The organism is Leclercia sp. LSNIH3 (genome assembly GCF_002935105.1).
Lineage (GTDB): Bacteria > Pseudomonadota > Gammaproteobacteria > Enterobacterales > Enterobacteriaceae > Enterobacter > Enterobacter adecarboxylatus.
On the sequence record NZ_CP026387.1, the window covers coordinates 2282419 to 2294551 of the forward strand.

The following is a 12133-nucleotide window of genomic DNA, read 5'->3' on the forward strand; positions in this document are numbered from 1 at the left end:
GGGGCAGCATGCTTAATATCGTTCTATTCGAACCAGAAATTCCACCTAATACTGGCAACATCATTCGCCTGTGCGCCAATACCGGATTCCGTCTGCATATCATCGAGCCGATGGGCTTTACGTGGGACGACAAGCGCCTGCGCCGTGCCGGTCTGGATTATCACGAATTCACCGCCGTGGTTCGCCATCAGGATCTGGCCGCATTCATGCAAACGGAAAACCCGGAACGGATCTTTGCCCTCACCACCAAAGGTACGCCTGCGCACAGCGCGGTGAGCTATCAGGAGGGGGACTATCTGCTGTTTGGCCCGGAAACGCGCGGCCTGCCGGCCACCATTCTTGATGCCCTGCCTGCTGAACAAAAAATCCGTATTCCGATGATGCCGGACAGCCGCAGCATGAACCTGTCAAATGCGGTGTCGGTAGTGGTCTATGAAGCCTGGCGCCAGCTAGGGTACGCCGGAGCAATACTCAGGTAGGCCCGGTAAGCGTAGCGCCCCCGGGCATTTACTCAGATCCCGTCGCCATACTCAAAGGTATGGTGACCGTTGAAGAACTGATCCATATCCATCGCTGGTTTATCGCTGTCCGGCCTGCCGACGATACGCGCCGGAACGCCTGCGGCGGTGGTATGCGGTGGTACAGGTTGCAACACCACTGAACCGGCGCCAATTTTCGCGCCGCGTCCGACTTCGATATTGCCGAGGATCTTCGCCCCCGCGCCAATCATCACCCCTTCACGGATTTTCGGGTGGCGATCGCCGCTGGTTTTGCCGGTCCCGCCCAGCGTCACGGATTGCAGGATCGAGACGTCGTTTTCAATAACCGCCGTTTCACCCACCACAATGCCGGTGGCATGGTCGAGCATGATCCCGCGGCCAATCTTCGCTGCCGGGTGGATATCCACCTGGAAGCTCACCGAGACCTGATTTTGCAGGAAAATCGCCAGCGCGCGACGGCCTTCGTTCCACAGCCAGTGGCCGATACGGTAGGACTGCAGAGCGTGAAAACCTTTCAGATAGAGCAGCGGCGTGGAGTATTTATCCACCGCCGGGTCGCGATTGCGTACTGCCTGGATATCACAGGCAGCTGAGGCGATCATCTCCGGGTCGGCCGCATAGGCCTCTTCCACCACTTCGCGGATGGCGATAGCGGGCATGATCGGTGATGCCAGTTTGTTGGCAAGCATATAGCTCAGCGCGCTGCCGAGGTTTTCGTGCTTGAGTAGCGTTGCATGGTAAAAACTGGCGAGCATCGGCTCACAGTCGGCCAAAGCACGGGCTTCGGCTTTAATATTGTTCCAGACGATATCCAGTTCTTCACACGGCATTGCTTGCTCCAGACGTAATGATAATGACCGGCCAGTTCTTCGCCAGCCGGGTCATTCAGGTGATAATGCTTTCCTGCGGTTAACTGCTGCTACGCTCGTCCTTGCGTGCACGACCTAATAAGGTCAATGCTGCCTCGCGCGCATTTTTTCCGCAATACAATACCTGATAAATTTCCTCGGTTATTGGCATTTCGACACCAAAGCGGTGTGCCAACTCGCGGACTTCTTTGGTATTGCGATAGCCTTCCACCACCTGACCGATCTTCTCCTGCGCGCCGATGACATCCATGCCCTGTCCGAGCATCATGCCAAAGCGACGGTTACGAGACTGGTTGTCGGTACAGGTCAGCACCAGATCGCCTAACCCTGCCATCCCCATAAAGGTGGCGGGATCGGCACCCAGCGCTGCGCCCAGACGGGACATTTCGGTCAGACCGCGGGTGATCAGCGCCGTACGCGCGTTCGCGCCGAAGCCGATACCGTCGGACATGCCCGCGCCGATCGCGATAACGTTCTTCACTGCACCACCCAGCTGAACGCCGATAAAATCGGGGTTGCTGTAGACGCGGAAGCTTTTACCGCAGTGCAGGAGCTGCTGCAGATCCTCAGCAAACGTCTCATCGGTTGAGGCCAGCGAGATCGCCGTCGGCAGTCCTGCCGCCAGTTCCTTCGCAAAGGTCGGGCCGGAGATCACCGCCAGTGGGATAGCATCACCCAGCGCTTCGCGGGCGACATCCTGCAGCAGTCGGCCGGTCTCGGCTTCCAGCCCTTTGGTCGCCCAGACCACGCGGGCATCATCACGCATCAGCGGTTTAATCTGTCGCAGCACCTGACCAAACACGTGGCTCGGTACAACGATCAGAATATTGCGGCTCGCAGCCAGCGCTGTCGCCAGGTCGCTTTCAAGATGCAGTGAGTCAGGGAAAGGCACATCGGGGAGGAACGCAACGTTGCAGCGATCGGCTTCTAACGTCGCGATATGTTCAGGATTGTGGCCCCAGAGAACCACTTCGTGACCATTTCTTGCCAGGGTAATAGCAAGAGCGGTGCCGTAAGAGCCGGCACCGATCACAGTCATTGACGCATTGACAGTACTCATCAGGCATCCTGATGTTGTTCAGTACCTTCGCCAGCTTGCTGCTGCAGATAGTTCATGAACAGCGCATCGAAGTTCACCGGCGCAAGGTTCAGTTGCGGGAACGTACCACGGGAAACCAGGCTGGTGATGCATTCGCGGGCATACGGGAACAGGATGTTCGGGCAGTATGCACCCAGGCAATGCGCCATCTGATTACCTTCGATGCCGCCGATGGAGAAGATGCCGCCCTGCTGTACTTCGCACAGGAATGCAGTCTCTTCGCCCAGAGAAGCGGTTACGGTAACACGCAGTACGACTTCATACACATCTTCCGCCAGTTGGGTGGAAGCAGTATCCAGATCAAGTTTAACCTCTGGCTGCCAGTCTTTCTGGAAAACATGTGGCGCATTTGGTGCTTCGTAGGAGACATCTTTGGTGTAAATGCGCTGGATCTGGAAAGTCATCTCGGTGTTGTTTTGTTCTGACATGGAAATACCCTTTTTAATTGTCCTAAAACGCCTTAGCGCAGCAGGGGATCAAGTCCACCACGCGCGTCAAGCGCATACAAGTCATCACAGCCGCCAATGTGCTGCGCATCGATAAAAATCTGCGGAACTGTCGTCCGGCCACTACGTTTAATCATCTCTTCGCGTTTCGCAGCGTCGCCATCAATAGGCAGTTCCTGGAAGGCAACGCCTTTGCTGTCCAGCAGCGCTTTCGCGCGATGGCAGAACGGGCAGGTCGCTTTGGTATAGATCTCGATATTGGCCATGTTCAGACTCCTGTTTACTTACCACGAACCAGAGGCAGGTTTTCACCGCTCCAGCCAGAGATGCCGTCTTTCAGGACAGTGACGTTTGCAAAGCCTGCTTTGACGAGGGTATTTGCTGGCTCGTTTGCCTGCATCCCGGTACCGTCAACGACAATAATGGGTTTGTCTTTATGCTTTTCCAGTTCGCCAAGGTTATTGGCTTTGATGTCGGCTGGCAGCAGGTTAATTGCGCTTGCAATATGGCCTTTGCGGAAATCATCACGCTGACGCAGATCGACAACCACAGCATCTTCTTTATTGATAAGACGAGTGGCTTCGCCGCGGGTAATCACCTTCACTTTTGAGGTGAGGCCTTTGAACGTGGTGAAAAGTACGGCTGCCAGTAGACCAATCCACGCGATACAAAGTATGGGGTGGCGGCTGACAAATTGCATAATTTCTTGCATGGGGGGTAACGACTCCCGACTGAGTGAATAAAAAACCAGGACAGGAGTATACCTGTGCGTTGTGGCAAATACAGCCAGCGACAATAAGCTAATCCATTTTCTGCGTGCTGCCACGAAAAAAAAGACCAAAATTGCCCTCTCCTTACGCTTCCCCCAGTGATTTCTTTGATCTTCTGCGGCTATTTGATCGATTCAGCTGTAGTAAAATTACGCAAATTTTTTGTCTTTTGAGCAAAGAGGTTGTCGCAATGTCGGTTTCTAAAAAACCTATGGTACTGGTGATTCTGGATGGCTATGGCTATCGCGAAGATCAGCAGGATAACGCCATTTTCAACGCTAAAACCCCGGTCATGGATGCACTGTGGGCACAACGTCCTCATACATTGATTGATGCGTCCGGCCTGGAAGTGGGTCTGCCCGATCGTCAGATGGGCAACTCCGAAGTTGGACACGTCAACCTGGGTGCCGGACGCATTGTCTACCAGGATCTGACCCGTCTGGATGTTGAAATTAAAGAACGCACCTTCTTTGCAAATCCGGTGCTGACCGGCGCGGTTGAGAAAGCCGCCGCCGCAGGCAAAGCGGTACACATTATGGGTCTGCTCTCTGCCGGTGGTGTCCACAGTCACGAAGACCACATTATGGCGATGGTCGAGCTGGCCGCAGAAAAAGGGGCGGACAAAATCTACCTGCACGCCTTCCTTGATGGTCGTGACACCCCGCCGCGCAGCGCTGAATCCTCCCTTAAAGCCTTTGAAGACAAGTTTGCCGCCCTTGGCAAAGGCCGCGTGGCCTCTATCATTGGCCGCTACTACGCCATGGACCGCGACAACCGTTGGGATCGCGTAGAGCAGGCCTACAATCTGCTGGTAGAAGCCAAAGGCGAGTTCCAGGCCAACACCGCGGTTGCTGCGCTGGAAGCCGCTTACGCCCGCGATGAAAACGACGAATTCGTCAAAGCAACGGTGATCCGCGCCGAAGGCCAGGCCGATGCCGCAATGGAAGATGGCGACGCGCTGATCTTCATGAACTTCCGTGCCGACCGCGCTCGCGAAATCACCCGCGCCTTCGTCAACGCTGACTTCGACGGCTTCGCCCGTAAAAAAGAGGTTAAGCTGGGCGATTTCGTGATGCTGACCGAATATGCCGCCGACATCAAAGCGCCATGCGCCTATCCACCATCTTCTCTGGCGAATACCTTCGGCGAGTGGATGGCGAAGCATGACAAGACTCAGCTGCGCATCTCTGAAACCGAAAAATACGCTCATGTGACCTTCTTCTTTAACGGGGGCGTGGAAGAGTCGTTCAAAGGCGAAGACCGCATTCTGATCAACTCCCCGAAAGTCGCCACCTACGACCTGCAGCCAGAGATGAGTTCTGCCGAGCTGACCGAGAAGCTGATTGCAGCCATCGAAAGCGGCAAGTACGACACCATCATCTGTAACTACCCGAACGGCGACATGGTTGGCCATACCGGGGTGATGGAAGCCGCGATCAAAGCGATTGAAGCGCTGGATGCATGCATTGAGCAGGTGACCAACGCCGTAGTCGCCGCAGGCGGCCAGATGCTGATCACCGCAGACCACGGTAACGCCGAACAGATGCGCGATCCCGCCACCGGCCAGGCGCACACTGCGCATACCAACCTGCCGGTACCACTGATTTATGTTGGTGATAAAGCGGTGAAATCCGTTGATGGCGGTAAGCTTTCGGACATCGCCCCGACCATGCTGACCCTGATGGGCATGGAAATCCCGCAAGAGATGACTGGCAAGCCGCTGTTCATCGTGGAATAATCCTTCCCCATGAGGGGAAAGGCGATTGTTTCAATCACATGGGTCGTGAAGCCGTTACGGTTATCAGTCAGGCCTTTACTTTACGCCAGCGTGCTCAGCGCTGGCGTATTGTTGTGCGCGGCATCCGCCCAGGCGGACGAGCGCGACCAGCTTAAAACCATTCAGGCCGATATCGCCGCTAAAGAGCGGGCGGTACGTCAGCAACAGCAACAACGCTCCTCCCTGCTCGCGCAACTCAAAAAGCAGGAAGAGGCGATCTCCGCAGCGGCACGTCAGCTGCGCGAAACCCAGAACACCCTCGCCCAGTTGAATAAGCAAATAGACGAAATGAATGCGTCTATCGCCAAACTTGAGCGCCAGCGCGCGGCTCAGGAGCGCAACCTTGCCGCACAACTGGATGCCGCCTTTCGCCAGGGTGAACACACCGGCATACAGCTGATCCTCAGCGGCGAAGAGAGCCAGCGCGGTCAACGTCTGCAGGCCTATTTCGGCTACCTTAACCAGTCCCGCCAGGAGACCATCGCCCAGCTGAAGCAGACGCGGGAAGAGGTCACCACGCAAAAAGCGGAGCTGGAAGAGAAGCAGAGCCAGCAGCAGACCTTGCTTTACGATCAGCAGGCGCAGCAGGCTAAGCTTGAGCAAGCGCGCAACGAGCGTAAGAAAACCCTCGCCGGGCTGGAATCCTCCATTCAGGAGGGCCAGGCGCAGCTGGGGGAAATGCGCGCCAACGAATCGAAACTGCGTAACAGCATCGCCCGTGCGGCAGCCGCCGCCAAAGCTCGCGCCGAGAAAGAGGCCCGTGAAGCGCAGGCCGTTCGCGACAAGCAGCAGGAAGCTTCCCGCAAAGGCACCACCTACAAGCCAACAGAAAACGAACGCTCGCTGATGTCGCGCACCGGCGGTCTTGGTTCGCCGCGCGGTCAGGCTTACTGGCCGGTACGCGGCTCAATTCTGCATCGCTATGGCGAACAACTGCAGGGTGAGCTACGTTGGAAAGGGATTGTTATCGGTGCATCGGAAGGTAGCGAAGTCAAAGCTATTGCCGATGGCCGGGTGATCCTCGCTGACTGGCTGCAGGGCTACGGTCTGGTGGTGGTGGTTGAGCATGGTAAAGGCGACATGAGTCTTTACGGCTATAACCAGAGCGCTTTAGTCAGCGTGGGCACCCAGGTACGCGCCGGTCAGGCTATCGCCCTTGTGGGCAGCAGTGGCGGTCAGGGCCGCCCGTCACTCTATTTCGAAATTCGTCGCCAGGGTCAGGCGGTCAATCCACAGCCGTGGTTGGGAAGATAAGTTTTGCTTCAATTTCGTCGTATGGTTCTCCCCTTCGTCAGCGCACTGGCGCTGGCGATGCCGGTTTACGCAGGTAAACTCGCTATCGTCATTGATGACTTCGGTTATCGTCCACACACAGAAAACCAGGTGCTGGCAATGCCATCCGCCATCTCCGTCGCCGTACTGCCGAACGCGCCGCACGCCCATGAGATGGCCACCAAAGCCCACAACAGCGGGCATGAAGTGCTGATCCACCTGCCGATGGCACCGCTCAGTAAACAGCCGCTGGAAAAAGACACCCTCCGCCCGGAGATGAACAGCGACGAGATCGAGCGCATCATCCGCGAGGCTTACGCCAAAGTCCCTTACGCTGTAGGGCTGAATAACCATATGGGCAGCGCCATGACCTCCAGCCTGTTTGGTATGCAGAAGGTGATGCAGTCCCTGGCGCGCTACAACCTCTACTTCCTCGACAGCATGACCATCGGCAACAGCCAGGCGATGCGCGCCGCGCAGGGCACTGGCGTGAAGGTGATTAAGCGCAAAGTCTTCCTCGATGACACGCAAAACGAGGCCGATATCCGCGTCCAGTTCAACCGCGCCGTGCAGGTGGCCCGCCGTTCAGGCTCGGCCATTGCCATTGGTCACCCGCATCCATCCACCGTTCGTGTGCTACAGCAGATGCTGCCCAAGCTGCCTGCGGATATCACCCTGGTGCCGGCGAGCAGCCTGCTCAATGAACCGCAGGTGGATACGTCCCGCCCGGTCAGCTCGCCACCAGCGGGTACTGCGCCTGGCACAAAACCACGTAATCCTTTCCGGGGCGTAACGCTGTGTGCGCCTAAGCAGCCGCCAGAGCCGGTCTATATGAGCCGCTACTTCTCGGTGCTTGGGGAGAGCATCAGCCAGAGTACGCTGGTGAAATACGTCCAGTTGCAGTGGCAGGGTTGGGGTAAGAAGAGCTGATACCCGCCGTGAGGCGGGTCATTTACTCAATAACGTGAGAGTCTGCGTGTTTTTTGCCCGCAGACTCTTTTTGATCGTGGTGCTGATACCAGGCTTTGAAGTACTTCAGAAAGCTGTAAGAGGTGGCATAGAGGCCGGTTACCACTCCCACTCGCCCCTGGCGCCACGCGCCGCTGAACAGATACCACTTGAAGAATGCGCCGATGGCGCTAATCACGCCGCGCGAAAGTGACGGGCGTACAGGCTGGTACTTCACCAGACGGCTGGTGTAGCTGTTCAGCTTGTTGAAGACCTCGTGCAGTGAATAAAAGGTGTCATGACGCACCCGACCCGGGATTTTAACCGACTGGATCGCTCCTTCCACTTTGTCATCCACCGGACGCTGGTTAAACCGCGCCTGGGAACGGTTAAAGAGCCGTACCGGGAAATCGGGTGAGGAGACAGGATAAATCGTCCGAATCTCTTCCCCCAACACATGCCAGTAGCGGGCGATCCGCCATGCCTGATCCGGAGCTGGTTCGTCACCCGCCTTCAGGCGCAGGATAAAATCAACGGTTTCAGCATCGAGGATCTCATCGCTGTCCATGCAGAGCACCCAGTCATTGCTCGCCAGATCGATGGCGTGGTTCATCTGCACGCCATGCATGGTATAGGGCTGATGATGAGGAGTGATGCCATATTCCTGGCAAATCGCCAGGGTGGCGTCGTGGCTGCCCGAGTCGAGGACGATGATTTCATCGGCAACCACTATCAACGGAGGCAGGACTTCGCGCAGTAGCCGTGCTGAGTTACAGGTCAATAAACAAACGGTGAGCTTGAACATAGGCGCTGTAAAGTTGAGTAAACTTCCTCAGACTGTATAAGCGCAGGCTAAAAAAAGCGATGAAAAGCTGTGAATTATCCGGTTGTGGACCGAAAAACGTGAGGCCAACGAAAAAAAGCGCCCGCAGGCGCTTTTCGTTTAATCCCAGCTCAGGATAACTTTCCCGGACTGGCCTGAACGCATCGCGTCAAAGCCCTGCTGGAACTCATCGATGGAGAAGCGATGGGTAATGAGCGGAGAAAGATCCAGACCAGACTGGATCAGGGCTGCCATCTTGTACCAGGTTTCGAACATCTCGCGGCCATAAATACCTTTGATGAACAGACCCTTGAAGATGACTTTGTTCCAGTCGATGGACATATCTGACGGCGGAATACCCAGCATCGCGATACGGCCACCGTGGTTCATGGTATCGAGCATGGTGCGGAACGCTGGCGGCGCGCCGGACATCTCCAGACCCACGTCAAAGCCTTCGGTCATGCCCAGCTCTTCCATCACGTCCTGGAGGTTCTCTTTCGACACATCCACCGCACGGGTGACGCCCATCTTGCGCGCCAGCGACAGACGGTATTCGTTTACGTCAGTGATCACCACATTGCGGGCACCCACGTGCTTCGCTACCGCTGCCGCCATGATGCCGATTGGGCCTGCGCCAGAGACCAGCACGTCCTCACCCACCAGATCGAACGACAGCGCCGTGTGCACCGCGTTGCCGAACGGGTCAAAGATGGAAGCCAGATCGTCGGAGATATTGTCCGGGATTTTGAAGGCGTTAAACGCCGGGATCACCAGGTATTCCGCAAAGCTGCCCGGGCGGTTGACGCCTACGCCAACGGTGTTGCGGCACAGGTGGGTACGACCACCGCGGCAGTTACGGCAGTGGCCGCAGGTGATATGGCCTTCGCCAGAAACGCGATCGCCAATCTTAAAGCCTTTCACTTCCTGGCCGATGCCCACCACTTCGCCGACATATTCGTGACCGACGACCATGGGTACCGGAATGGTCTTCTGCGACCACTGGTCCCAGTTGTAGATATGCACGTCAGTACCGCAGATAGCGGTCTTACGAATTTTGATCAGCAGATCGTTATGACCGACTTCCGGCTCCGGTACGTCGGTCATCCAGATGCCTTCTTCCGCTTTCAGTTTGGATAACGCTTTCATCACTCGTCCTCAGGCAATCACGCCTAGTTGTTTGCCGATGCGGGTAAAGGCTTCCACCGCACGCTCAATTTGTTCAGGGGAATGCGCCGCCGACATCTGGGTGCGAATACGCGCCTGACCTTTTGGCACCACCGGGAAGAAGAAACCGGTGACGTAAATCCCTTCTTTTTGCAGCTCGCGGGCAAAGTTCTGCGCCACCACCGCATCACCCAGCATGACCGGGATAATGGCGTGATCGGCACCAGCCAGAGTAAAGCCCGCAGCGGTCATTTTTTCGCGGAACAGACGGGCGTTGGCCCACAGACGGTCACGCAGTTCGGCACCGGACTCCACCATCTCCAGCACTTTGATGGAGGCGGAAACGATGGCCGGAGCCAGCGAGTTGGAGAACAGATACGGGCGGGAACGCTGACGCAGCCACTCCACCACCTCTTTACGAGCAGCGGTGTAGCCGCCGGACGCGCCGCCGAGCGCTTTACCCAGCGTGCCGGTGATGATGTCCACGCGGCCCATTACGTCGCAGTATTCGTGGGAGCCACGGCCGTTTTCGCCAACAAACCCGACCGCGTGCGAGTCATCGACCATCACCAGCGCATCGTATTTATCCGCCAGGTCGCAGACGCCTTTCAGGTTGGCGATCACGCCGTCCATGGAGAACACGCCGTCAGTGGCGATCAGCACATGACGCGCACCCGCCTCGCGAGCCTCTTTCAGGCGCGCTTCCAGCTCAACCATATCGTTGTTGGCGTAGCGGAAACGCTTCGCTTTACACAGACGCACGCCGTCGATGATCGACGCATGGTTCAGGGCATCGGAAATAATGGCATCTTCCGCGCCGAGCAGGGTCTCAAACAGACCGCCGTTGGCGTCGAAGCAGGAAGAGTACAGAATCGCATCTTCCATGCCGAGGAACGCAGCCAGCTTGCTCTCCAGCGCCTTATGGCTGTCCTGGGTGCCGCAGATGAAGCGCACGGAGGCCATGCCAAAACCGTGGGTGTCCATGCCCGCCTTCGCGGCAGCGATCAGCTCAGGGTGATTCGCAAGACCTAAATAGTTGTTGGCGCAGAAGTTAATCACATGGCTGCCGTCGGCAACGGTGATATCGGCCTGCTGAGCGGAAGTAATGATTCGCTCTTCTTTGAACAACCCTTCCGCACGCGCGGTTTCCAGGTCACTGTTTAACTGTTTGTAAAAATCACCACGCATTGCAATTCTCCAGACTCGGCAAATTTCGGCACATATTACCCAAAGCTATACCCCGATACGAGATGACGCATTAAGAGTTATCGTTTTTGCAGCATAAATCACGTGACGCATTTGTTACATGTACACAAAATCATTCAAGATGCATCAGGGCGGCAAGGGAAGAAATGCCCGGGAGCATAGCGAACCAGGCGACCGGGCCTTCTAAGCTCAGGCAACGCCTGGCAGCCTGAAGGATGAAGTGTATGTCTGTGAATGGCTGATGGGGCGTCATACTAATGATATGATATGACTATTAGTGTCCGGGATTGTCCCCGGACTCCACACTTCAAAGGTTACAGCTATGATCATCGTTACCGGCGGCGCGGGCTTTATCGGCAGCAATATTATTAAGGCCCTCAATGACAAAGGCATCACCGACATCCTGGTGGTGGACAACCTGAAAGACGGCACCAAGTTCGTTAACCTGGTGGATCTGAACATTGCCGACTACATGGATAAAGAAGATTTCCTTATCCAGATTATGGCGGGTGAAGAGTTCGGTGAGATCGAGGCCATCTTCCATGAAGGCGCATGCTCTTCCACCACCGAGTGGGATGGCAAGTACATGATGGATAACAACTATCAGTACTCCAAAGAGATCCTGCACTATTGCCTGGAGCGTGAAATTCCGTTCCTGTATGCCTCTTCTGCGGCAACTTACGGCGGCCGTACCTCTGACTTTATTGAATCCCGCGAATATGAGCAGCCGCTGAACGTCTACGGCTATTCTAAGTTCCTGTTCGACGAATACGTGCGCCAGATGCTGCCAGAAGCGAACTCGCAGATCGTCGGCTTCCGCTACTTCAACGTCTACGGACCGCGCGAAAGCCATAAAGGCAGCATGGCGAGCGTGGCATTCCACCTCAACACTCAGCTCAATAATGGCGAAAGTCCGAAACTGTTCGAAGGCAGCGATGGCTTCAAGCGTGACTTCGTTTACGTGGGCGATGTGGCGGCGGTGAACCTGTGGTTCTGGGAAAACGGTGTTTCCGGTATTTTCAACCTGGGCACGGGCCGCGCGGAATCCTTCCAGGCGGTGGCGGATGCGGCGCTGGCATACCATAAGAAAGGCAGCCTTGAGTACATCCCGTTCCCGGATAAGCTGAAAGGCCGTTACCAGGCGTTCACTCAGGCGGATCTGACCAACCTGCGCGCCGCTGGCTATGACAAGCCATTTAAAACCGTTGCCGAAGGCGTAACGGAATATATGGCCTGGCTGAACCGCGACGCGTAAGGCA

At 56.3% G+C, this 12133-nt stretch carries 13 protein-coding genes; 5 read left to right on the top strand and 8 right to left on the bottom strand.

Going from position 1 to position 12133, the window contains the following annotated elements; all coding sequences use genetic code 11:
• Positions 1-8 precede the first annotated feature (8 nt).
• On the top strand, positions 9-479 hold the full coding sequence (gene trmL, locus C3F35_RS11040; RefSeq protein WP_103793359.1) for a tRNA (uridine(34)/cytosine(34)/5-carboxymethylaminomethyluridine(34)-2'-O)-methyltransferase TrmL: 471 nt from the start codon (positions 9-11) through the stop codon (positions 477-479).
• Between the two features lie 32 nt (positions 480-511).
• Here trmL and cysE read toward each other — a convergent pair whose 3' ends face one another.
• From cysE to C3F35_RS11065, 5 genes are all read right to left on the bottom strand, one after another.
• On the bottom strand, positions 512-1330 hold the full coding sequence (gene cysE / locus C3F35_RS11045) for a serine O-acetyltransferase (protein ID WP_032615750.1): 819 nt from the start codon (positions 1328-1330) through the stop codon (positions 512-514).
• Positions 1331-1409: 79 nt separating this feature from the next.
• Positions 1410-2429 (bottom strand): NAD(P)H-dependent glycerol-3-phosphate dehydrogenase, encoded by a 1020-nt coding sequence (gene gpsA, locus C3F35_RS11050; RefSeq protein ID WP_032615748.1) that lies wholly within the window; start codon positions 2427-2429, stop codon positions 1410-1412.
• Positions 2429-2896, bottom strand: coding sequence for a protein-export chaperone SecB (gene secB, locus C3F35_RS11055; protein ID WP_032615746.1), 468 nt, complete (start codon positions 2894-2896; stop codon positions 2429-2431). Before secB ends, gpsA begins: the two co-directional genes overlap by 1 nt.
• Before the next feature lie 32 nt (positions 2897-2928).
• Positions 2929-3180: a glutaredoxin 3 gene (gene grxC / locus C3F35_RS11060; protein WP_032615744.1), complete on the bottom strand. Its 252-nt coding sequence runs from the start codon at positions 3178-3180 to the stop codon at positions 2929-2931.
• A 14-nt stretch (positions 3181-3194) separates the two neighbouring features.
• Positions 3195-3626, bottom strand: coding sequence for a rhodanese-like domain-containing protein (locus tag C3F35_RS11065; RefSeq protein ID WP_032615742.1), 432 nt, complete (start codon positions 3624-3626; stop codon positions 3195-3197).
• Between the two features lie 248 nt (positions 3627-3874).
• On the opposite strand from C3F35_RS11065, the gene gpmM reads away from it, so the two are divergent.
• The 3 genes from gpmM to C3F35_RS11080 are packed head-to-tail and all read left to right on the top strand — an operon-like array spanning position 3875 to position 7663.
• The gene (gene gpmM / locus C3F35_RS11070) at positions 3875-5422 is read left to right on the top strand and encodes a 2,3-bisphosphoglycerate-independent phosphoglycerate mutase (protein WP_059309000.1); all 1548 of its coding nucleotides are present in this window, start codon (positions 3875-3877) and stop codon (positions 5420-5422) included.
• Between the two features lie 33 nt (positions 5423-5455).
• Positions 5456-6715: a murein hydrolase activator EnvC gene (envC, locus tag C3F35_RS11075; protein ID WP_230431552.1), complete on the top strand. Its 1260-nt coding sequence runs from the start codon at positions 5456-5458 to the stop codon at positions 6713-6715.
• Between the two features lie 3 nt (positions 6716-6718).
• Complete coding sequence (locus C3F35_RS11080; protein WP_103793360.1) at positions 6719-7663, top strand: divergent polysaccharide deacetylase family protein; 945 nt, start codon at positions 6719-6721, stop codon at positions 7661-7663.
• 22 nt (positions 7664-7685) lie between these two features.
• On the opposite strand, the gene C3F35_RS11085 is transcribed toward C3F35_RS11080, so the two are convergent.
• The 3 genes from C3F35_RS11085 to kbl all read right to left on the bottom strand — a co-directional run bounded on the left by C3F35_RS11085 (position 7686) and on the right by kbl (position 10856).
• Positions 7686-8486: a glycosyltransferase family 2 protein gene (locus C3F35_RS11085; protein WP_103793361.1), complete on the bottom strand. Its 801-nt coding sequence runs from the start codon at positions 8484-8486 to the stop codon at positions 7686-7688.
• Positions 8487-8624: 138 nt separating this feature from the next.
• A complete protein-coding gene (gene tdh / locus C3F35_RS11090) occupies positions 8625-9650 on the bottom strand; it encodes an L-threonine 3-dehydrogenase (protein WP_032615731.1) in 1026 nt (341 codons plus the stop codon).
• Between the two features lie 9 nt (positions 9651-9659).
• The gene (gene kbl / locus C3F35_RS11095; RefSeq protein ID WP_032615729.1) at positions 9660-10856 is read right to left on the bottom strand and encodes a glycine C-acetyltransferase; all 1197 of its coding nucleotides are present in this window, start codon (positions 10854-10856) and stop codon (positions 9660-9662) included.
• Positions 10857-11196: 340 nt separating this feature from the next.
• On the opposite strand from kbl, the gene rfaD reads away from it, so the two are divergent.
• A complete protein-coding gene (gene rfaD / locus C3F35_RS11100) occupies positions 11197-12129 on the top strand; it encodes an ADP-glyceromanno-heptose 6-epimerase (protein ID WP_103793362.1) in 933 nt (310 codons plus the stop codon).
• Positions 12130-12133: the final 4 nt, after the last annotated feature.